The following is a 23132-nucleotide window of genomic DNA, read 5'->3' on the forward strand; positions in this document are numbered from 1 at the left end:
TATTAACATACCTTTGAGGAGTGGTTGAGTGGGGAGAAAATTATGATTAAACAAATTCAATGGTCAGAAAATCAGATAGTACCTCAACAAGTCCCAACTTCAGAACTGGAGGTAAAACAGCCACCAGTTCAAATGTCGGAAAATCAGGTAGCAACCCAACCAGCACCAGCCCCAACTTCGCCGGTGAAGCCAAAATCATCAGTCAACTCTTCTCGGAACGTCCTTGAATCCGCTGGCACTATTCCCAACGAACTCTATGACCGTTTAGGCTTAACAGTTCCCCGCTGGTTATTGTGGGTCTTAACAATTGTTTTAGGGATAATTCTATCTGGATTACTAGCATCAAGTTTGGCACTATGGACTCCCCTCTGGAGCAATCTCGACCAAGCGAAAGATGATGAATTCAGTCCTAATAAACAAGACCAAATCAAAGTACCTGGGGACTTATGGACTAAACTTTCTCAGTACAAACTATCAAAACCCATGAATATTTTAATTATGGGCATTGAACCAGTTCCAGGTACTGTAGACGGTTCACCAGAAAGTTTTGCTGGTACAAGCGACACCATGATGTTGGTGCGGCTCAATCCCAGTGATAAATCTATTCGCCTACTGTCAATTCCCAGAGGGACAATGATAGCCATTCCCGAACAGGGATTAACCAAGGTATCGGAAGCTAACGCCAAAGGTGGCCCAGTTTTAGCCGCCAGAGTAGTTAGTCGGAGTTTAGGTAATGCTCCCATAGATAGGTATATCCGCATTTCTACTAGCGGTTTTCGGGAATTAGTGGAACAGTTAGGTGGTGTGGATGTATTTGTCCCTCAAGCCATGAATTATCAAGATCAGGCTAGTGGCTTTGCCGTGAATTTGGTCGGCGGTTGGCAAAACCTCAACGGTGAACAGGCAGAACAGTTTGCCCGTTTTCATGAAGAAGGTAAAGGAGATTTACCCAGAGTCCAGCGACAACAAGCACTAATAAATGCTTTAATGCAACGACTCAACAGTCCCACTGTTTTACCCAGGTTGCCCCAATTAACTCGCGTCATGCGAAAGTATTTTGATACCAACCTGAAAATGGAAGAAATGATGGCATTAGCGAATTTTTCCGTCAATGTAGACCGGGATAATTTCCAAATGTCCATGTTACCTGGTACATTTAGCAAATTCAGTCAAGATGCCAATAGCTATTGGTTAAACATGACTGGACAACAAACCTTATTAAATGATTATGTTGGGGTAGATATAACTGGCATTAAATCAGATACCAGACCGGTCTCTATTCAAAGAATTGCTGTGCAAAATACTACTAACCAACCCCAGTTAACGGAAAAAGTAGTTACCTATCTTAAACAGAAAGGTTTTACTAATGTTTATGTAGTTCCCGACTGGCCAGATACTCAACGCCAAACTCAGATTATTGTCCAAAAGGGCAACCGACAACCAGGAATTGACTTGCGACAAGTTTTAGGTTTAGGACAAATCGAAGTTTCTGGAAATGGTGATTTGGAATCTGACCTCACAATTCGCATTGGTAAGGATTGGAAATAGGTAATTGGTAATTGGTAATTGGTAATATTTACTCTTGCCTCTTGCCTCTTACCTCTTGCCTCTTACCTTCTACAAATTTAAAATTTATGAACAAGATTTTTTGCCGATTTTTGAGTTTAATATTGGTTTCTATTTTGGCAGGATTTTCGGTAATTACGAATCCTCAACCAACTTTTGCTCAAATTAACACCATTAATTACAATAATGCCAGTTTGGAAAACCGTGACTTTTCTTATACTGATTTAGTTGGTGGAACTTTTGTGGCAGCGGAAATGCGGGGAACAAATTTCCAAGGTGCAAATTTAACTAACGCAATTTTTACCAAAGGCGTTTTATTAAAAGCAAATTTAGAAGCTGCAAATTTAACAGGTGCTTTGGTTGATCGTGTTACCTTGGATAGTGCTAATCTAAGAAACGCTATTTTCACAGAAGCAACTTTAACCCGTAGCCGTTTTTATGATGCTGATATCACTGGTGCTGATTTTACAGACGCACTTATTGACCGTTATCAAGTATCCTTACTCTGTCAAAGGGCGGATGGTGTGAATCCTGTAACTGGTGTTTCTACAAGAGATAGTTTGGGTTGTCGGTAAAAAATTGACAACTGACAACTAACAACTGACAACGGACTAATAAATATTCGTGACACAACAAGATCAAAAACCTGCTCGTTCCTTCGCTGGCATTGCTGGGATTGTTGCCGCAGCAACATTAATTAGTAAAGTGTTTGGTTTAATTAGGCAGCAAATAATCGCTGCGGCTTTTGGTGTGGGTGCAGCAGCTACAGCTTATAGTTATGCCTATATTATCCCTGGTTTTCTTTTAATCTTACTTGGTGGTGTCAACGGACCTTTACATAGTGCCATTGTCAGTGTTTTGGCTAAACATAAAAAAGAGGAAGCTGCACCGATAGTAGAAACAATCACAACTCTTGTGGGTGGGTTGTTATTAGTGGTGACATTTGCTCAGATTTTCTGCGCTGAGTATATTGTTGATTTTGTGGGTCATGGCTTAGAAGCAACTACAAGAGCGATCGCTATCCGTCAAATCCAAATCATGGCACCTTTAGCCTTATTTGCTGGTTTAATTGGGATTGGGTTTGGAACTTTAAATGCAGCTAATCAATATTGGTTATTATCAATTAGTCCATTATTATCTAGTATTACTGTTATTATCGGTATTGCTATTTTAGGGTTACAACACGGTAAAGAAATTATTCGTCCCGAATATGCTTTAATCGGTGGCATGGTATTAGCTTGGGGAACTTTAGCAGGGGGAATTCTCCAATGGTTAGTACAGCTAATTGTGCAATGGCGGTTAGGACTAGGAACATTACGCCTGAGATTTGATTTTAAATCCCCCGGTGTACAAGAAGTAATTAAAATCATGACTCCCGCGACAATATCATCAGGAATGATGCCAATTAATGTCGCTACTGATCTTTATTTTGCTAGTCCTATTGTTGGTGCAGCGGCAGGTTTTAACTATGCTAATCTTTTAGTCCAAACTCCATTAGGAATTATTTCTAATATTATTTTACTGCCTTTATTACCGACATTTGCTAAACTTTCCCACCCAGACAACTGGGAAGAATTAAAATTACGCATTCGGCAAGGACTTTTATTAACTGCCGTTACCATGCTACCTTTAGGGGCATTAATGGTATCCTTATCTGTGCCAATTGTCCAGATAGTTTATCAACGGGGAGCATTTAAACAAGAAGCAACTCAGTTAGTATCTTCTCTATTAATTGCCTATGGAATTGGAATGTTTGTCTATCTAGGGCGTGATGTTTTAGTTAGAGTATTTTATGCTTTAGGTGATGGACAAACACCTTTTAAAATTAGTATATTTAATATTGTTCTTAATGCTGTATTAGATTTAATATTAGTTGAGCCTTTTGGTGCGCCTGGATTAGTTTTAGCTACAGTTGGAGTTAATTGTAGTTCCATGTTGATGTTGTTATTTTTGCTCAATCGCAAACTTAATGGCTTACCTTGGCAAGAATGGTGTTTACCAATTTTGGGGTTAACGGTTGGGAGTATAATTGCAGGTTTAGCCAGTTTTGGAACTTTGGTTGCTTCCCGACAGGTGTTAGGTAAACTAGATTTAATTAGTTTACTAGTAGAATTATCCATATCTGCTTTTGTGGGAATTGGAGTATTTGCGATAATTGCTTCTAGAATGAATATCCCCGAAGTGAATATTTTTGTAATCAAGATGCAGCAAAAGTTTTTGAAGAAAAATATCAGGTGACAAACCACGAATAATCTTCCGAAAAATCCCTCAAAAACACACAAAGTCAACAGCCTACATTCTTCCTGTTCCCTGTTCCCTGTTCCCTGTTCCCTGTTCCCTGTTCCCTGTTCCCTGTTCCCTGTTCCCTGTTCCTAGGTAAGGGGTTAAAATATCTTTGACCTAATTTTCTGTCAATAGTTGTATACATGACAAATTCAGCTTAGAATATCGCACAGTATCGGAAAACTGGATTCCGAGCTAAAATCTTTAATTAGCGGTGCTATTTTTAATTTTCACGTTGATATTCAATTTTACGAGAGGTTATGGACAAAAGTCCAACAGATGGCAGTAGTATCCTCCTCTAAGCTGGCGAGACAGTCTTCCAGCGCGGGGGAGACTTTAGGAGATTTCTATTATGCTTACACAGGAAATTCGCAAGTCCTTAGATATTGCTGACTTAAATCAGCTTAAATGTGACTTGAATTGTTTACAGCCAGTAGATGTGGGTGAGTATATCACTCAATTGCCCGAAAAACAAAGAGCGATCGCCTTCCGATTACTCAACAAAGATCAAGCCATAGATGTCTTTGAGTATTTACCCACAGAAGTACAGGAAGACTTGATTAACTCCCTCCACGATGCCCAGGTAGTAGACCTCGTTGAAGAAATGAGTCCTGATGAACGGGCATATTTATTTGATGAACTACCAGCAGGAGTAGTCAAACGCTTATTACAACAACTCAGTCCCGAACAAAGACAAGCTACAGCCACAATTCTCGGCTATCCAGAAGGGACTGCGGGGCGGGTAATGACAACGGAATATGTTCGCTTGCGACGAGGTTTAACTGTTGGTGAAGCCCTCAGTAAAATCCGCTTGCAAGATCAAGATAAGGAAACAATTTACTATGCCTATGTCACTGATGATAATCGCAAATTAGTTAGTGTTGTTTCTTTGCGTCAGCTATTATTTACCTTTCCCGATGTCTTAATTAAAGATATTGCCAGTTCCCACGTTGTCAAAGTTAGGACAGAAACCTCTCAGGAAGAAGTCGCTCGCATCATGCAGCGATACGATTTAATCGCTATACCTGTGGTTGATAGAGAAGATAGATTAGTCGGTATTATTACAATTGATGATGTCGTAGATATTTTAGAAGAAGAAGCTACAGAAGATATCCAAAAATTGGCAGGGGTCAGTGGTGATGAAGAAGCCTTATCTCCCGCACATATTACCATTCGGAAACGGTTGCCTTGGTTATTGGGAATTATGGGATTATATATTGGTGCTGCTAGTGCGATCGCTCCTTTTCAACAAGTTATCGCCGCTGTACCCGTTCTCGCCGTGATCATGCCCATATTTTCTAACACAGGGGGGACTGTGGGTATACAAGCCCTGACTGTCACTATTCGCGGTTTAGGTGTAGGAGAAGTCACGCCGGAAGATACTGGTAAAATTCTCCGCAAAGAACTTTTAGCTGGGTTAGGAACAGCCGTAGCTTTAGGGCTGACAATGGTTGCCCTTTCCCTAATTTGGGCTAAACCCCAAGAAAGATGGGTAGCTTTAATAGCTGGGGCAGTTATGGCTACCAATACAATGGTAGCGGTGACTTTAGGAACTTTGCTACCAATGGGTTTAAAGCATTTAAAACTAGATCCAGCCTTAATGAGTGGTCCGTTAGTGACAACAATGCTAGATACCATCGGATTTTTAACCTTCCTCAGTATGATTTCTATCGCTTTAAAGGTATTTCATTTAGAAAGTTAATCGGTTGGTAATTGGTAATTATGCTTTTCTCATTATTACCAATAAACAATTATCTAAAATCTAAAATCTCAAATCTAAAATCTAAAATCCCAATGCCTACTACTACCTGGAATCGTCATCACATTCTCACACTCGCTGACTTCACAACCGCTGAATATAACGCCGTTTTACAAACTGCGGCTTCTTTTCAAGAGGTACTATCACGACGGACAAAGAAAGTCCCCACATTACAGGGACAGGTAGTAGCAAATTTATTTTTTGAACCCTCTACCCGCACCCGCAGTAGTTTTGAAATTGCGGCTAAAAGGCTAAGTGCAGATACTCTCAACTTTGCCGCAGCTACATCTTCCATGACCAAAGGTGAAACAATTCTTGACACCGCCAAGACTTATTTAGCAATGGGAACTGATATTATGGTAGTTCGCCATAAGGATGCAGGAGTGCCACAAGCGATCGCTCAAGAAATGGATCGTCTAGGTGTAAAAGTTAGCGTCCTCAATGCCGGTGATGGACAACATGAACATCCATCCCAAGGATTACTAGATTTATTCACAATTTGTAGTTTAATTGACCCTGCACAACCCAAAATTGAATCATTGCAAGGTAAAAAAATTGCTATTGTCGGCGATATCTTACATTCTCGCGTAGCCCGTTCTAATATTTGGAGTCTCATCGCTAGTGGTGCCGAAGTTCACCTGGCCGCACCTCCCACATTATTACCTAAATTCTTTGCAGAATATTTAGGATGTCCAGCAGAATCTAGCCGATTATTTACCCATTGGCAACTAGAACCAGCTTTAGAAAATGCTGATTTTGTGATGACATTGCGGTTACAAAAAGAACGGATGACAGCCCATTTATTACCTAGTTTACGAGAATATCATCAACTATTCGGCATTACTCGCACCAAGTTAAAACTTTGTCAACCTAACGTTAAAGTATTACATCCAGGTCCAGTAAATCGGGGTGTAGAAATTAGTTCTGATTTAATGGATGATCCCGAATTTAGCTTAATTCAATCTCAGGTAACTAGCGGTGTAGCAGTGCGGATGGCACTTTTGTACTTTATCGGTAGTGGTAGAGTTAATTAATCATGATGCTATAGCACTTGCATGATTGAAAATCATACTTGGTTAGGAGAATTTATTTAAATAAAAATATTGATTGGCTAAAAATAAGAGTATAAAATTGAATTTTATTAAATCGCTAAATGATAAATAGTGAAATTTTATAGACTTTTCCCTTTCATTTTTATCTACAACACTTCCCGATGTTATGAGGTACAAGAACCCCACCCCCAACCCCCTCCCCGCAAGCGATGAGGGGGCTAAGATGTACCTCATAAGAGCGGAAACCGCTGTATCTACTCATGCTTGACCTCTTTTTTTAACCCTATACAAAACTTTTACTATCCAACAGTGTGCTAGTACAGCTATAATTTATAACTGTTCCTGCTATTGAATACTTGTACTGGAGATATCCCGATCATGACCCTATCTAGTTTTGATGAAATAGTGAACTTCTTAGAACAGCATGAAAACTCAAAACGAATTAAGAAATTAATATTCTTCGCTTGTAAAAATGAGTGGGAAGATGATCAAGATACCCTAGATAGATTTAAATTAGAAGAATTAATTCAAGAATTATCTAGTTTAAATCCCACAATAAATCACTTAACCGCAAATTTATCTATTGCTGTTAAAAGTCTTAGTAAACCAAAACAATATTCTATAATTGCCAGTATCATTATCAAAGAATTACAAAAATTATATCCAACCTCTGATCAGCAGACAGGAATAATATTAAATCAAGTTAATGAAGAAGATACAGGCATAATATTAAATCAATCTGACCAAAATTTTCCTATATTTAATCATAGTGAAAAAACATCATTAAATCCATCAACTGTATCTTCAAGCATTTCAACAAAATCTCAATATGATCAATTTGATTTGCGGCAAAACTTGATGAGATATACTAGCCCATTAAGGGCAAAAATAATTTTATTTTCCGCACTTAATAAAAAATTTACTTTCAATGAAGAAGACTGGTTGAAACTAAAATCTGAAGAACTGGATAGTTTATTGCAGAAATTATTTGATTCTTGTCCAACTATCGGAGAACTTGAATCTAAAATTAACAGTACAGTTATCTCTTTAGGGAACCTAGATAAAAATAATCAAGCATCTGGTGTAATCATCAGGGTCATGCGTACCTTGTATGGTAATATGCTAGTTGATACCAAGTCACATAAACCGCCTAACAGTTATTTACCTGAAAGAACTAAACCACCTACTAATCCTAATTATCAACCTGTACACACTCAATCTGATGATTTAGATGATTATGATGACAATGACAGTAATACCTGTCAAATTACAATACCGCATACTTGAAATATACTCAATCACAAAAAATCAAACCTATTTTTGATTTTGGAAACCTTTATCACAATAATTGAGAGATATCTATTATGGATGCCAAAGAACTTCTGAACCGATATGCAAATGGAGAAACAAAATTTATCAACGCAAACTTAAATAACATAAATCTATTTGATGCAGATTTAATTGGTATAAATTTAAATCAGGCAAATTTGCGTAACTCTATCCTAACTTTTAGCTATCTAAGTCAAGCTATTCTCAATAATGCCAATCTAATTTGTGCAAATCTTCGTGGTGTAAACCTAACTCAAGCACAGTTACAGAATGCCAACTTACATGATGCTGACTTGCATGGTGCAACGTTGCAGGGGGCTGATTTGCGTAATGCTAATTTAACTTTGGCACATCTACTAGATGCTAACTTAATGGGTGCTGATTTGCGCGGTGCTGATTTGAGTGGTGCTAACCTTACAGGCGCTTGTCTTCGCGGTGCTAACCTGCGAGAAGAAAAAAGAGCCTATTATGCTAATCTCTTGGGTGCTAACCTCCATAAAGCTGACTTACGCAGTGCTAATTTAACCGGTGCAAACTTAGCTAAGGTAAATCTAAGTGGTGCTAATTTAAGTGAAGCCACGCTGCGTAGCGTAGATTTGAGTGGTGCTAACCTGAGCGGAGCTATCTTACAAAATACCACTTTAACTGAGACTAATCTAGAAGGCTGTAATTTGAATGGCGCTAATCTGACAAATGCTAGACTGGCAAAAGCGAATTTGACTGAAGCAGAATTAATAGGTGCTAACTTGCAGGGTGCAATCATGCCAGAAGCTATCCTAATCAAAGCCAAGCTAAACCAAGCAAACCTCAGTTTTGCTAGACTGAGTAAAGTTAACTTTAGTCGAGCTAATCTCCGCGAAGCTGATCTAACTGAAGCAGAATTAGTATATGCTTGTTTAGCAATGACGGACTTTACCGATGCTAATTTAACCAAGGTAAATCTACTCGGAGCAGAAATTAGTACGACAAATCTCACAGGTGCAAATTTGTTTAAAGCAATCATGCCTGACGGAACAATTGGCTACTAAAAAATCAATTTCATGAGTAATCTCACCGCTTTAATGCTCTTTTAAATTATTCTATCGCATTGGAATTAAACTCAAAACTTTTGCAAAAACTGGTAACAAATATGCCTATTTTAAGAGTTTGTCGTTTTACCTCTTTACCCGTATTTTCTTTACTGATAGGTGGAAGTTGGATGTTTCTCGGTGAATATAGTTGGGTTCAAGCTCAAATACCTAATAATATTCCCATATTAGCTCAAGGAACACTTCCATACCCCCAAGAAATATCCATTGACCAGCAGCCATTATCGCAGTTACCATCAGTCAAATTATATCAATCTCAAGGTATACAATATAGTCAATATAATCAAGGATTTGATCGATATTTTGTTTATGTTGACAGTAATAATTCTCAAGTCTTACAGCGAGTTCGGCAAATTGAAACTAATGCCTATATTCGCAATTATAATGGACGTGAGGTTATCCAATCTGGCGTTTTTAATGGACAAGCTAATGCTCAACGACGAGTAAAAGAATTGGAATCGAATGGTATTCCTGGCGCAAAAATTGTTAATTCTGATAATATAGAATTAAATCCCCAACAAGAAAACAGAAATTCATATTATGTAGTTATTCCCAGTAATTCTAATAGATTAATTTCTTTAGGGACAGAAATTCGCCAAAAAGTTAGTATTAGTATTAATGTATTTAGGAGAAGTCAGCCATTGGGATCGCACATAGCTGTAGGACCACTTAGCGATCGCTTGGAAGCGGAACAATGGAATAACTATTTGAAAAATTCAGGTTACGGCAATGCCAGAGTCTATTATGGCAAATAAGTCTGAACTATGATTTTTGTGATGAAGATGATTAGTTTCCTTAACCGATAAATTAATTATCTTCATCAAAATAATCAAACAAATCATAGTTCAGACTTTTTATGAAAAATGACAACTAACAAATGACAAATGACTAAAGAACAATTTGTTGTTACCGCAACCCAAATGCGGCAGATTGAAGCCAGAATATTTACAGCAGGAATGCCTGTAGCTGCTTTAATGGAAAAAGTAGGAGGACTAATTTGCCAACGCTTACAGGCTATTATTTCCCCAGGAAAATGTGTAGGAATTTTAGTTGGACCTGGTCATAATGGAGGAGATGCCTTAGTAGTAGCTCGTGAATTGCATTTTCGCGGTTATCAAGTTTGGATTTATCAACCTTTTTCTAAATTAAAAGAATTAACTTCTCAACATTTCCAATATACACAAAGTTTAAAAATCCCCTGTTATCAAGAAATTTCCCAATTACCAAGTTATGATTTTTTAATTGATGGTTTATTTGGCTTTGGTTTAGAAAGAGAAATTACTGATTCTATCGCTGCGGCAGTTAATTATTTTAATCACAAAAATCAACCCATTATTAGTATTGATATACCTTCAGGTTTACATACAGATACAGGGGAAGTTTTAGGAACAGCTATTCAGGCAACTTATACATTTTGCTTGGGTTTATGGAAACAAGGTTTATTACAAGAACAAGCATTACCTTATGTTGGTAAAGCCGAATTAATTGATTTTGATATTCCCCTCGCAGATATTCATGCTGTGATCGGTGATATTCCCAAAATCAAACGGATTACACAAACAACGGCATTATCCACCTTACCTTTACCTCGTCCCCTAATTACTCACAAATACAAACAAGGACATTTATTATTAATTTGTGGTTCTCAACGTTATGCAGGTGGAGCGATTTTAACAGGTTTGGGTGCGCGAGCTTCTGGTGTGGGAATGCTATCCATTGCTGTTCCAGAATCCTTAAAAATGTTGTTAGTTTCCCAGTTACCAGAAGCCTTAATTATTGGTTGTCCTGAAACAGAAACAGGAGCGATCGCTAGTGTACAATTACCAGAAAATATAGATTTAAACTCATTTACTGCGATCGCTTGCGGACCCGGTTTAACCAAAGACAATATATCTATTGTTCCCGAAATAATTCAATGCGAATGTCCCCTAATCCTTGATGCTGATGCCTTAAATATTTTGGCACAAATAGGCACTATCCCCACCCTAAAACAGCGAAAATCAGCCACCGTCCTCACACCCCATACAGGAGAATTTAAGCGGTTATTTCCGAATATTGACCACACAGACCGAATCAAAGCCATCCAAACAGCAGCCCAAGAAAGTGGTGCTATAGTCCTATTAAAAGGGGCAAGAACAGCCATATCTAATCCCCAAGGTAATGTTTGGATAAATCCTGAAAGTACCCCAGCCTTAGCTCGTGGAGGCAGTGGTGATGTATTGACTGGTTTATTAGGTGGACTATTAGCGCAAATTATGAATAAAGAAATTTTTATAGAAGATATAGTCGCAACTGCCGCTTGGTGGCATTCCCAAGCAGGAATATTAGCAGCACAAACAAGAACAGAATTAGGAGTTGATGCCTTTACACTCACACAATATTTAATGCCAGTTTTGAAAAAATAATAATTGAGTAATAACTCAATGTCAAAAACTAATTGACGGGTAAATAAATTTTTCCTCTTCCTTCTTTCTTCTTCTTTCTTCGCGCTCTTTGCGTCCTAATGCCTACGGCACGCTCCGCGAACGTGGTTCACTTCTTCTTTATCCGTCAAAATTTATTTGACAGACTACTAGTTGAGGTTGGTAATAAGTAATTGGTAATAGGTGATAAAATTCCAGTTCTCATCCTGTACATCCTGATTCTGACAATTTCTCTAACTAGTAACTTACGTTAATGGGTAACAGGTAATGGGTAAAAAACTCTTCCCAATTACCAATTACCCACTACCAATCACCTAATAACAATTACTTAACTGTTACCTTACCACCAGCTTCTTCAATCCGCTTCTTGATATCCTCAGCAGCGTCCTTAGTTACAGCTTCTTTAACAGCTTTAGGAGCAGCTTCTACCAAGTCCTTAGCTTCTTTCAGACCTAGACCAGTGATTTCACGAACGATTTTCAAGACAGCAATCTTCTTATCAGCAGGTACAGAATCCAGAATTGCATCAAATTCGGTCTTCTCTTCCACTACTTCAGCAGCAGCAGCACCAGGAGCGGCCATCATCATCATGCCACCACCAGTAGCAGCAGCACTAACACCAAAAGCTTCTTCAATTTGCTTAACCAATTCAGAAGCTTCTAATAAGGTCAAAGATTTCAATTGTTCTAAAATTTGTTCGGTTGCAGCAGACATGGATATAACTCCTAAAGAATTTTTGATTTTTCAGTTGAAAAAACCCGTGAGGGTTAATTGTTACTTGTCAGTGATTAATCTTCACTAACTACCGCTGACTCAGAAGCACTTTCAGAACTGTCGCCATTTTCTTTTTCAGCAACAGCTTTTAAAGCGCGAGCCAAGGAACTTGGAACTTCGTTGATACCAACAGCCAGCTTGGTAGCCACACCGTTGATAGCACCCGCAATTTGAGCCATGAGTTGTTCCTTAGAAGGCAAGTCTCCTAGAGCCTTAACATCAGCTTCACTCAGGACACGACCTTCCATCACACCACCGCGAATTTCTGTTTTCTTGGTGGCTTTTTGGAATGCTTGGTAAGCTTTAATCGCAGATAAATCTTCTTTAACTAGCAGAAATGCAGAAGAACCATTCAGTAATTCTGACATTGGCTGCCATTGTTCCTGATCCTTAATCGCAATGCCCATAAAGGTGTTTTTTGTCACCTTACAGATAGCACCACTAGGACGGAGTTGCCGACGCAAATCGGTGATTTCAGCAACAGTTAGCCCCTGATAATCAATTACCAGTGCTAAAGTTGACACACTCAAACTTTCTTTGAGATCAGCTACTATCTCTTTCTTGTTTTCTAACGTTCTTCCCATACTTATCTCACCTCCAATGTCAGTTGTCAGTGGTCAGTTGTTAGTTGTCAGTTCTAAGTAGGGGCGCAGGGCTTGCGCCCAGTTGTCCGTCACCTGTCACCTTTTTGCTGACTTACCGAAAACAATTAACCCCAGCTAACTTAGCCAGGGTTTCAAAGTGGTATTTTTAATACTGTCGTTGTCACAGTTTTACTGTTCAAACTTCAGATAGTTAAAATTACAACCTCGGCAGGGTATTAAGCTATTAGCACCTGCTGTCTCCGGCTTTATCTATTTAATTTTGGTCATTAGTGATTAGTCATTGGTCATTACTGATTATATTCATCTATCACCAATTACCAATTACCCATTACCCATTACCAAATTATGCAGCGTCAGTTAGTTTTAACTCTCGTAGGGCGCTAATGTCAATAGCAATTGATGGTCCCATTGTCGAGGATATGTACAATGACCGCCAATAACGACCCTTAGCACCTGAAGGACGGTTACGGTCAATTGACTCTTGTAATGCCTTCAGATTGATCAATAAATCTTCAGGTGAAAAAGCAGTCTTACCAAACATAACATGGACAATCCCAGTCCGATCAGCCCGATATTCTAATTTACCAGCTTTGAACTCAGCGATCGCACTAGCAACATCAAATGTCACTGTTCCCCCCTTGGGTGAAGGCATCAAACCCCGTGGACCTAATAATTTACCCAGCTTTGCTACCTGTGGCATCACATCCGGCGTAGCAATCAGCTTATCAAAGTCCATCATGCCTTTCTGAATATCTTCAATGAGTTCTTCAGAACCAGCAATATCAGCACCAGCGTTAGTTGCTTCTGTGACTTTTTCACCTCTGGCGATAACTGCTACCCGGATAATTTGTCCTGTTCCCTTGGGTAGTGCTACCGTTGTCCGCAATTGTTGGTCTGTATATTTAGGGTCAATTCCTAAACGGATATGAGCTTCAGCAGCTTCAGGAAACTTAGCAGTTGCCGTTTCTTTTAACAAAGCTAATGCTTCTAAGGGTGTATAATCCTTATCTTCTACCTTTTCCAGCAACGCCTGTAAGCGGCGTGATACTTTTTTTGCCATTTTTTTCTCCTGGGGTCATCTCGAAGTTGTACTTCTCCCCCGATATGATTTTGTTATTAGTCAGTTGTCAGTTGTCAGTGGTTATTTTTTTATTTACTGTCACCTGTCACCTGTTCCCTGTCACCTAATCTGTAACTGTTACGCCCATGTTTTTAGCAGTTCCTTCCACAATATTCATGGCTGCATCAATATCATTGGCGTTGAGGTCAGGAAGTTTAGTTTGAGCAATTTCGCGTAATTGCGTTCTGCTAATGCTACCAACTTTCTTTTTGTTGGGTTCATTTGAGCCTCTTTCAATCTTCGCTGCCTTGCGAATCAACACTGATGCTGGTGGAGTTTTGAGGACAAATGTAAAACTTCTATCTTCATAAACAGAAATTTCTACAGGTATGACCATCCCAGCTTGGTCTGCTGTTTTGGCATTGTACTCTTTGCAGAACATCATGATGTTAACACCATGTTGACCCAACGCAGGACCAACTGGCGGTGCTGGGTTGGCTTTCCCAGCATTCAGGGCCAACTTAATGACCGCTACTACTTTCTTCGCCATTTGTATTTAGCTCTGTTTTTTAACCTGATTAAATTCCAATTCTACTGGTGTATCTCTTCCAAAGATCGAGAGTAGAGCTTTTAGTTTACTCCTTTCTGGGGAAACTTCAATCACCTCACCTTCAAAATCCTTAAATGGACCAGAAAGCACAACTATCTTATCACCTGAAGCCATATCAATTTTGACTACTGGCTCTTGTTCCAAGGCTTGTTTGAATATGCGTTCAACTTCCGAAGGATTTAGGGGAACTGGCTTAACGTGACCACGACCTCTGCCGCTACCACGCTTTTGCTCTGCACCCACAAAGTTAATCACATGAGAGGTGTTTCTTACCACTTGCCATGTATCATCACTCATTACCATTCGGACTAGCACATAACCAGGGAAAACCTTTTCTTCTGAAGGTAACCGCTTACCATCCTTACGGATTTTCACCGTTGGGGTGTGGGGAATTTCCACTTGGATGATTTTGTCAGCGACATCAAAAGTTTGGATACGTTGCTCTAAATTTGTCTTTACCCGTTTCTCACAGCCAGAGGCTACTTGCACTGCATACCAGCGTGCTTCTTTCATCGCTGTTAAGAGTGTTTCCTCTAACTGCAACTCGGAGTTGCGTGGTTCGTCTGTTGCAGAAGTCATCAGAACACCTGTTTTGCTGCCCAAGCGAACAATCCATCGACCAGATATATCAAAGATGCGGAGAGTGTAACCATTAATAGTACAGCGGCTGATTCACTTACCAACTGTTTCCGACTGGGCCAAATCACTTTCTCAAGTTCTTCCTTTGTACCCTGGAAAAAATTGTTTAAGTTAAACCCATTTTCGGTTTCTGGCATTTCTGCTTCATTTTTTTTGGCCACAGTCGTTATACCCCCGTTTCTTAAGTAGCCTAACCTTGTGATTTTTAAGGTTTACAGCTTCGGTCTCAATGATCTCGCAATAAGAAAGCTACATTTTAAAAAAATTATACCCGAAATAATTGACGTTTTCCGCTGTTTCGGCAGTGACGTTATTGCTTCGGGCAATATTTTTCTTTTTGAGCGCGCCCTGGAGGACTTGAACCCCCGACATCAGGTTTTGGAGACCTGCGTTCTACCAACTGAACTAAGAGCGCACAAGCTTTTCTTTTTACAGTCATCGCGTTGAACTTTTTTAGTTTAACGCAATTTCGATTCTAATTGTAACCTATTTTTTTTCTTTTGGCAAGTTAGCGGCGGATGCCGCTTGCAGACTGGGTTTCGTCTATTAATTCACCATTGAGAATCACAAAGGGCGGTCGAATCTTTGTTTAATGCGGGTTGCCTTACCGACCAGTTTACGTAGGTAGTACAGTTTAGCACGTCTAACTTTACCACGACGTAATACTTTAATACTTTCAACTAGGGGAGAATGAAGCAAAAATACTCGTTCTACACCCACACCTTGGAAAACTTTGCGGACTGTGATAGTTTCGTTGATGCCGCCATTGCGTCTAGCTATAACTACACCTTCGTAAGGTTGCACACGGAACTTAGTGCCTTCCTGAATTTTAACTCCGACTTTGACTGTATCACCGACATAGATTTCGGGTAAATCAGATTTCATCTGTTCCGCTTCAATTGAGCGGATAATCTCTTGGGCGTTCATTACTTTTCTGTTTTTTGAAAAAACTCACAATCGTTAATTATAAATCTATAATCGCTTGAGAGTCTAGAAATTTCACTCATTATAAATAAAAACTACTCACAAATTCAAAATTAAGAATTAAAAAACTCTTGTCTGTTCCCTGTTCCCTGTTCCCTGTTCCCTGTTCCCTGTTGTAAAATAGACAGTGTAAGGATTCAGGGGGAACCAGGTAACTGGTCATAAACGCCTATAGAGACTATCTTTGGCAATGTTCAAGGTTTGAAGTCCAGCCAGCTAAAACAACTCCAGCGGCTGTACCACCAGCGGATATCAGGTGATTGTATTACTACAACTGATTTTGCTCAACGTCTGGCAGCAGTCAGTACGGAAATCAATCAACCTGTTTGTGTTTACATTAATCGTCGCGGACAGGTAATTCGGGTTGGTGTCGGTACTCCGCGTCAAACTCAAATTCCGCCCCTAGAACTGCCCCGTTACGGAGCAGAACGTCTCAGCGGTATTCGTTGTTTATCCACCAATCTTAAGTCAGAACCACCAAATGAAGCAGCCTTGACGGCAATGGCTTTACAAAGATTGGATGCTTTAGTAGTTTTAAATATTACTGGGGCGGGATTTACAAAGCGTGGTGGTGGTTCAACTGGGTATGTAAAAGAAGCGTATTTAGCCCATCTGGTAGCCAATAGTAGACAGTTAGTTACGACTCAATCTTCTGATATGAGTATTTCCGATGCTGTGATGTATTCTCATGTATCATCGCCTCTAAGTTTAGATGCTTTAGCCGACCAGGATTTTCTCAACTTAGTGGAAGGTTTAGAAGAGGAATTTAGTCGGGAGTTTGTTGGTCAAGAAGTAGATGCTGATCATGATCGAGTGCTAATTGTTGGGGTATTAACGGAAAATACTAATCCACAACAATTCCAGGACATCATTGTGGAATTGACCCGTTTAGTGGATACGGCTGGTGGTACTGTATTACAGGTATTACAACAAAAGCGATCGCGCATTCATCCCCAAACAGTGATTGGTGAAGGTAAAGTCCAAGAAGCTGCTCTCACAGCGCAAACTCTGGGTGCTAACTTGGTAGTATTTGATCGTGATCTTTCACCCTCCCAAGTTCGCAATTTAGAAGCGCAAATTGGTGTTAGGGTAGTTGACCGCACCGAAGTAATTTTAGATATTTTTGCCCAACGCGCTCAATCTGGTGCAGGTAAATTACAGGTAGAACTGGCACAGTTAGAGTATATGATGCCACGACTCGCTGGTAGAGGTCAATCCATGTCCAGATTAGGGGGTGGTATTGGGACCAGAGGACCTGGTGAAACCAAACTAGAAACAGAACGCCGAGCCATTCAAAAACGCATTTCTCGACTCCAACAAGAAGTTAATCAATTACAAGCACATCGTTGTAGATTAAGGCAACGGCGACAACATCGAGAAGTTCCTTCTGTAGCTTTGGTGGGTTATACCAACGCTGGTAAATCTACTTTACTCAACGCCCTTACCAACGCAGAAGTATACACCGCTGACCAATTGTTTGCCACCCTTGACCCCACAACACGGCGGTTAATGCTTCCTCATGCGGAAACCGGCGCACCCCAGGAAACTTTAATGACGGATACGGTAGGGTTTATCCATGAGTTACCCGCATCTTTAATGGATGCTTTTCGGGCAACGTTGGAGGAGGTGACAGAAGCAGATGCTTTATTGCATTTAGTAGATTTATCTCATCCTGCTTGGTTAAGTCATATTCGCTCAGTGCGGGATATATTAGCACAAATGCCAATTACACCGGGACCAGCGTTAGTGGCTTTTAATAAAATTGATCAAGTTAGTAGTGAAACACTAGCTTTAGCGAGGGAAGAGTTTCCTTTAGCCGTGTTTATTTCTGCTAGTCAGCGTTTAGGACTGGAAACTCTGCGTCAGCGTCTATCTCTATTGATTGAGTACGCTGTTGGTGATGATTAGTCAGTAACCCAGCCCTAAAGGGACTGAGCTTGCAAGAGTAATCAAACAAGCTGTACTGACCAGACCACCCTGAGCTTAGTCTCATGGTAGCCGTTATTTGAGTCACGACACCCACCGAATGCGTAGCCCCTTCGGGGTTCAGCAGTCGCTCATGGGGGAAACCCCCAAGACCGCGCTGCTTCACTAGTTCCCCGCTCTGTCGCTTGTGATTAAACAGTTCTAAGGTCACTGGAACAGTGTTGCAAGCTCAAGCAAGCTCTTATAACTGGTCGTTCGCGCCAGCGTGCCGGAGGCATCTAGCTAACATTACCCCAGAAATGGGAGGCTCTTCGGAGCAACACATTATGCGTACAGAGTTGGGAAATTTGAATCGGTAATTGTCCCGTTGAAAGTACACCACAAAAGTACCCCGAATTTCTTAACTCCAAGGCGGTAATGAAAAAAGATTCAAAGCGGTTAAAACCGCCCGTGTCGCTTTCCTCTCAGGGAGCCAAGCCACTGAGTTTCCCACTTACCGGATATTCTTATGATTTTCAGATCCCCGACTTCTTGAAGAAGTCGGGGATCTCTCGTTCCCATACTCTGTATGGGAATGAATTTTAGAAGGCTCTGCCTTCAATGATAGCAGAGGCAGAGCCTCTTGAGGGCATTCCCAGTCAAAGACTGGGAACGAGATAAACGAGATAATAACTCAACCATTTGGGTAATATTTTGGTTCAAATCTAGCAATTATGGTGCGTTAAGCTGTCGCTAACACACCCTACATTAGTATTTTAATGATTCTATTTTTATCGAACAGAATTCAGGAGTCACCGAGTCAGAATTCAGAATGAATTCTGTGCGAGTGGCGGATGAATAACTGGGTTTAAGACCCCCACCAAATCTACGATTTGGTGGTCTTTAATCAGTCGCAGGTTTGAATCCTCGACTGATTGATTCTGACTCCTGGCTACTGACTCCTGACTCCTTCTTCAATGCCATTTGTACAATCTGTGTGTTATATTCGTGCAGTAACTATACATTATTTCTGCAAAGTTTTTCCGCCAGAAGCGGAGGGGTTAAGAAGGGAAAAGAAAAGAAGGGCAGAGGGCAAAAGAGCAAGAGTATAAAGAGCTACAAAGTCCTCGCCGCACCACTACATACAACCCGAAAACCAATATGGTTGTAGGCGAGGGAGTCGTTGAGGCGAAAAGCAGAACGGCAATAATCAGGACTGTTGAACCACGAACCACCGCGCAGCAGTTTACGGTTTCCGCTCCGACTATTCCAAATACTGCCATTTTTAGGCGCGTTTATATAATTTTCATGCCAGTCATCTTCGCACCATTCCCACACATTACCGTGCATATCATACAAGCCAAAAGCGTTAGGGGGAAAAGTTCCTACACCTGTGGTTTGTTGGCGATATTTGCCTTTGGGTGCGGACTTATAGGAATAATTGCCATCGTAATTAACTAAATCTGTGGTGATGTTGTCACCAAAGTAAAATGGCGTTTTTGTCCCGGCTCTACAAGCATACTCCCATTCTGCTTCACTGGGCAATCTGTAGTTTTTTCCTGTATTTTGATTTAACTTTTTACAGAATACGACTGCATCATTCCAACTAACCTTTTCAACTGGGCGGTTATTGCCTTTGAAGAAAGCAGGATTTGTTCCCAAGATAGCTTGATATTGTGCCTGTGTCAATTGATATTTTCCCATAAAGAAACTGGGAACTGTCACTTGATGTTGGGGACTTTCACTATCCCTTCTTCCCGCTTCATTTTCCGGTGAACCCATGAGAAAAGTTCCTCCGGGTATGGCTATCATTTCTAATTTGACACCTTTTCCTAAGTCTTCTGTAAATGATGATTGAGGATTTATATTTAAGTTAGTATTTGCTGCTGGTTTTGGTGGGTTTGTTGGTGGAGAAATAAACTGGAAAATTTGTTGGAAGGGATTTTGAGAAGTTTGTGGTGGTGGGGGAGGGATAACTATTGTTTTTTGATTTGCTAATGCTGCTAAAACTTCTGTGGCTGATTGATAACGATTAGCAGGAATATCCCGCAGCATTGTTTCTAATACATCTATTAATTCCTGACTTAAAGAAACATATTTCCGCCATTGCCACTCCATTCTGTTAGTATCAAACAATTGATCTGAACCATCGGATTTTGGAAAATGTCCCGTTAATAATCTGACGCAGGTAACAGCTAAACTATAGAGATCACTATTATGGTAAGCCATACCCCGCAACTGTTCTGGGGGTGCATATCCTGGAGTACCTACGGTTGTACCAACTCTGGTTAAAATACTCCCGCTTGTTTCTTTGGAAACGCCAAAATCAATCAGGAATAATTTACCGTTTTTACTTCTAATAATATTTTCTGGTTTGATATCTCGATCAATGACTTTGTTATCATGGATAAATTGCAAAACTGGTAATAATTCTATTAAGATATTTCTGATTTGCGGTTCGTTTAATGTGCCTTGATTTTGGAATTCTTGTAATAGGTTTTGACCATCAATAAAGTCTTGGACTAAATAAAGCCGACTATCTTGAGAAAAGAAGGCTTCTAAGTCTGGAATTTGGGGATGTTTTCCTAGTTCTTGCAGTCTTTTGGCTTCTTGTTGAAATAGTTCAGTGGCTTTTTGTAATGCACCGCTTCCTGCTTGTTGAGGTAAGAATTGTTTGATAACGCAGGGTGTATTTAATCTTTTTTCATCTACTGCTTGAAATGTTCTGCCAAAACCACCTTCACCGAGAAATTTAATGGGACGATAGCGATTATCTAAAAGGATTTTATCGCCGCATTCTTGACAAAAGTTAGTACCTTGGGGATTTTGATAAATACAGGCGGGGTTAAGGCATTGGCTCATGGTAGATGGTGGGTATTTCTAGGGATGCTTATACTATACTAAGATAGTTCTACCAGTAGCTAGGTTTAAGTTTAAACACACCAGAGAATAAATTATTAAGCTCAAATCTTTACCATATCTCGTTCCCAGTCTCCGACTGGGAATGCCCTCACAGAGGCTCTGCCTCTGCTATCATTGAAGCCAGAGCCTTCTAGAATTCATTCCCATACAGAGTATGGGAACGAGAAAAACGAGAAAAAGTCGAAGTCCCAACGTTTTTAGGTTAAAGTTTTCATCAAAGTTAGTTCAATGTAGTCCTCTCTGGGCTGTTTCATGCTCACTTCTACACCTGGTCCAAAATACTTAGTCATTTTTTCCTGCTTTTGCTGCCAGGTATCAAAGGTGATTAGTGGTGAATCAAATTCTAGAATTAAGGTATAAGCGCCATTGATTTCGGTTTCTCGTAAACCTGTTACTATTGGTCTTGCGTCATCGGTGGGACTTAAACCTAGATAGGCTAGGGCTACATCTAAATGAGCTTTTTGCCCATAACAGTTGCGGGTGATGTCTTTGCGGATTTTGGTCTGTGTAACTGTTGCTTGTTGCTTTCTGAGTTCTAGGATGGATGGTGTGCTAGTTTGGCTGAAAGGTACAGGTTTAAGTTCATTGGCTTTTAGGGCTAAACCTCCCAGTAATAGGGGAAATCCATAGAAAAATCCCACTAGATTGAGGGTGGCATTATCTACAAAGTAGGCAACAAAACCTGTTATGGTGAGTATAGTACCTATTGTTAAGCCAAGTGTTCCTAAAGAAATTCTGCCGAGCATAATTTGAGATTAGTATAATTTATTTTCATCTTTTATTATCATCGCTGATTGGTGACAAATTGGGAAAGGGGATATGGAGATTTTTACTTTTTGCGTTAACTTTAGATTTGAAGTGTTTCAAAATAGGAAGCAAAAAAATGGATATTCAGACAATTAAAGACCGAATTAGCACTGTTCAAGATAAACGTGAGCGGTTGCTGAGTTTATTGGAACAACCCAATCTAGGAACTTTAAGAGTTGATGTGAATCAAGCTTTGGAAGAATTAGATGATTTACTTGATGAGTTTAAACGGACTATTCCTGAAACGAGAAATAATTAACCTAAGTTGTTAGTTATGTCAATTTAGGCAGGAAAAAAGGTAATTGATAATTACAATACCTTTGACAAATTGGGCGTTGCTGAATTGAGGTATGAAATTGGAAAATCAAAAAAATGAAACTCTTACTCTCTGAGACTCTGCGCCTCTGCGTGAAATAAAATCATACTCTTAATCAGCAACGCCTAAATTTCATGCTGTTATTAATGAATCGTTTCTGGGCGCAGACCCTGCGCCCCTACTTTCTGAATTTTTCATGGTCAGAATCTACTAGTAGTTGGTCAAATTTATTTTGACGGGTAAGTAGTGAGACAGAATTAATTACACAATGTCATTGCGTTAGCGTGGCGTGGCGTTAGCCATATGGAACGAAGTGAAATGAAGCAATTCCAAGGGTTGTGATTGCTTCCCTTCGCTCGCAATGACTGTAAATATTTTTGTCCAATTACTTAATGATTGGAAAAAACTTCTGTTCTTCCCTCCCTTGCCCTCGGTGCCTCTCTTCTCCCCCTGCTTGCCTTCACCCGTCATTTTCGGGTTGACAGACTACTAAAGAGGTTTGCAGAGGGGTTTATTAATACATTAAAAACTTTTAAAACATCCTCTTAACCCAATCTACAAGGAAGATTAAGCAGAGTGCAATCTTTCTTCAAAAAATGAAGAATACCCAAGTTTGTTGCCTAATTTTCTGACTAAGGTAATGAGTTCTTTTGTGGGAATATCTTTTGTGCAAACTTTATCAAATTGATATTTAATTTTATAGTTATGAAAATATGATTCATCTATTGAGGAATAAGCCAAAATTTGAGTATTTGGAGATATAGCTTTAATGTAATTAGATGCTGACCAACCATCCATAATCGGCATTTGTAAATCGAGAATGATCACATGAGGTTGATGGCATTTAACCATGTCTATAGCTTCTTGACCATTACTAGCTAAACCAACAACTTGAATATTTTCTTGAGTAGAAAAAATTAGGTACAGACTTAAACGAGTGAGTTCATGATCATCAACTACAAGAAGGCGCAATTTAGAAGGCTCTTTGGACAACATTAACATTCCCAAAA

At 39.8% G+C, this 23132-nt stretch carries 21 protein-coding genes, 1 tRNA gene and 1 other annotated feature; of the genes, 11 read left to right on the plus strand and 11 right to left on the minus strand.

The features are described 5' to 3' along the window. Window positions 1-42 precede the first annotated feature (42 nt). The 9 genes from HEQ36_RS18920 to HEQ36_RS18960 all read left to right on the plus strand — a co-directional run bounded on the left by HEQ36_RS18920 (window position 43) and on the right by HEQ36_RS18960 (window position 11482). The gene (locus HEQ36_RS18920; protein WP_053537871.1) at window positions 43-1548 is read left to right on the plus strand and encodes an LCP family protein; all 1506 of its coding nucleotides are present in this window, start codon (window positions 43-45) and stop codon (window positions 1546-1548) included. 86 nt (window positions 1549-1634) lie between these two features. Beyond that, window positions 1635-2141, plus strand: coding sequence for a pentapeptide repeat-containing protein (locus tag HEQ36_RS18925; protein ID WP_053537870.1), 507 nt, complete (start codon window positions 1635-1637; stop codon window positions 2139-2141). 49 nt (window positions 2142-2190) lie between these two features. Continuing rightward, window positions 2191-3804, plus strand: coding sequence for a murein biosynthesis integral membrane protein MurJ (gene murJ, locus HEQ36_RS18930; protein ID WP_053537869.1), 1614 nt, complete (start codon window positions 2191-2193; stop codon window positions 3802-3804). Between the two features lie 397 nt (window positions 3805-4201). Beyond that, a complete protein-coding gene (gene mgtE, locus HEQ36_RS18935; RefSeq protein WP_027404869.1) occupies window positions 4202-5551 on the plus strand; it encodes a magnesium transporter in 1350 nt (449 codons plus the stop codon). A gap of 92 nt (window positions 5552-5643) precedes the next feature. Continuing rightward, window positions 5644-6642, plus strand: a complete 999-nt coding sequence (locus HEQ36_RS18940) for an aspartate carbamoyltransferase catalytic subunit (RefSeq protein WP_053541164.1) — start codon at window positions 5644-5646, stop codon at window positions 6640-6642. Between the two features lie 396 nt (window positions 6643-7038). Beyond that, window positions 7039-7947 carry a hypothetical protein gene (locus tag HEQ36_RS18945; RefSeq protein WP_168636284.1) on the plus strand — a complete coding sequence of 303 codons (909 nt, stop codon included), beginning with the start codon at window positions 7039-7041 and terminating at the stop codon, window positions 7945-7947. A gap of 77 nt (window positions 7948-8024) precedes the next feature. Beyond that, window positions 8025-9017: a pentapeptide repeat-containing protein gene (locus tag HEQ36_RS18950; RefSeq protein ID WP_053537868.1), complete on the plus strand. Its 993-nt coding sequence runs from the start codon at window positions 8025-8027 to the stop codon at window positions 9015-9017. Window positions 9018-9118: 101 nt separating this feature from the next. Continuing rightward, window positions 9119-9832: a hypothetical protein gene (locus HEQ36_RS18955; RefSeq protein WP_168636285.1), complete on the plus strand. Its 714-nt coding sequence runs from the start codon at window positions 9119-9121 to the stop codon at window positions 9830-9832. 129 nt (window positions 9833-9961) lie between these two features. Beyond that, complete coding sequence (locus HEQ36_RS18960; RefSeq protein ID WP_168636286.1) at window positions 9962-11482, plus strand: NAD(P)H-hydrate dehydratase; 1521 nt, start codon at window positions 9962-9964, stop codon at window positions 11480-11482. 342 nt (window positions 11483-11824) lie between these two features. Here the strand turns inward: HEQ36_RS18960 and rplL are convergent, their stop codons facing one another. The 8 genes from rplL to rplS form a co-directional block, all read right to left on the minus strand. After that, a complete protein-coding gene (gene rplL / locus HEQ36_RS18965) occupies window positions 11825-12214 on the minus strand; it encodes a 50S ribosomal protein L7/L12 (protein ID WP_027404875.1) in 390 nt (129 codons plus the stop codon). 74 nt (window positions 12215-12288) lie between these two features. Beyond that, entirely contained in the window at window positions 12289-12858 is a 570-nt protein-coding gene (gene rplJ / locus HEQ36_RS18970) for a 50S ribosomal protein L10 (RefSeq protein WP_039201559.1), read from the minus strand. A gap of 114 nt (window positions 12859-12972) precedes the next feature. After that, window positions 12973-13140: a sequence feature (ribosomal protein L10 leader region), on the minus strand. 82 nt (window positions 13141-13222) lie between these two features. Beyond that, window positions 13223-13939, minus strand: a complete 717-nt coding sequence (rplA, locus tag HEQ36_RS18975; RefSeq protein WP_027404877.1) for a 50S ribosomal protein L1 — start codon at window positions 13937-13939, stop codon at window positions 13223-13225. 124 nt (window positions 13940-14063) lie between these two features. Next, window positions 14064-14489, minus strand: coding sequence for a 50S ribosomal protein L11 (gene rplK, locus HEQ36_RS18980; RefSeq protein WP_027404878.1), 426 nt, complete (start codon window positions 14487-14489; stop codon window positions 14064-14066). 6 nt (window positions 14490-14495) lie between these two features. Then, window positions 14496-15128 carry a transcription termination/antitermination protein NusG gene (nusG, locus tag HEQ36_RS18985; RefSeq protein ID WP_027404879.1) on the minus strand — a complete coding sequence of 211 codons (633 nt, stop codon included), beginning with the start codon at window positions 15126-15128 and terminating at the stop codon, window positions 14496-14498. Continuing rightward, entirely contained in the window at window positions 15128-15349 is a 222-nt protein-coding gene (secE, locus tag HEQ36_RS18990; RefSeq protein ID WP_015078220.1) for a preprotein translocase subunit SecE, read from the minus strand. The genes nusG and secE overlap by 1 nt, the downstream gene beginning before the upstream one ends. A 181-nt stretch (window positions 15350-15530) precedes the next feature. After that, window positions 15531-15603, minus strand: a tRNA-Trp gene (locus HEQ36_RS18995). Between the two features lie 149 nt (window positions 15604-15752). Next, window positions 15753-16115 (minus strand): 50S ribosomal protein L19, encoded by a 363-nt coding sequence (gene rplS, locus HEQ36_RS19000; protein ID WP_039201563.1) that lies wholly within the window; start codon window positions 16113-16115, stop codon window positions 15753-15755. A 228-nt stretch (window positions 16116-16343) separates the two neighbouring features. Between rplS and hflX the strand changes: the two genes are divergently transcribed. Then, on the plus strand, window positions 16344-18080 hold the full coding sequence (hflX, locus tag HEQ36_RS19005) for a GTPase HflX (RefSeq protein ID WP_168636502.1): 1737 nt from the start codon (window positions 16344-16346) through the stop codon (window positions 18078-18080). 1113 nt (window positions 18081-19193) lie between these two features. Here the strand turns inward: hflX and HEQ36_RS19010 are convergent. Both HEQ36_RS19010 and HEQ36_RS19015 read right to left on the minus strand, forming a co-directional pair. Continuing rightward, window positions 19194-20939, minus strand: coding sequence for a bifunctional serine/threonine-protein kinase/formylglycine-generating enzyme family protein (locus HEQ36_RS19010; RefSeq protein WP_168636287.1), 1746 nt, complete (start codon window positions 20937-20939; stop codon window positions 19194-19196). Between the two features lie 257 nt (window positions 20940-21196). Further along, the gene (locus tag HEQ36_RS19015; protein ID WP_168636288.1) at window positions 21197-21745 is read right to left on the minus strand and encodes a DUF2854 domain-containing protein; all 549 of its coding nucleotides are present in this window, start codon (window positions 21743-21745) and stop codon (window positions 21197-21199) included. 137 nt (window positions 21746-21882) lie between these two features. On the opposite strand from HEQ36_RS19015, the gene HEQ36_RS19020 reads away from it, so the two are divergent. Next, entirely contained in the window at window positions 21883-22065 is a 183-nt protein-coding gene (locus tag HEQ36_RS19020; RefSeq protein ID WP_027403802.1) for a hypothetical protein, read from the plus strand. A 624-nt stretch (window positions 22066-22689) separates the two neighbouring features. Here the strand turns inward: HEQ36_RS19020 and HEQ36_RS19025 are convergent. Then, window positions 22690-23124 (minus strand): response regulator transcription factor, encoded by a 435-nt coding sequence (locus HEQ36_RS19025; protein WP_053537860.1) that lies wholly within the window; start codon window positions 23122-23124, stop codon window positions 22690-22692. Window positions 23125-23132 lie beyond the last annotated feature (8 nt).

Origin of the sequence: Anabaena sp. 54, from assembly GCF_017355725.1 — a bacterium.
GTDB lineage: Bacteria > Cyanobacteriota > Cyanobacteriia > Cyanobacteriales > Nostocaceae > Dolichospermum > Dolichospermum heterosporum.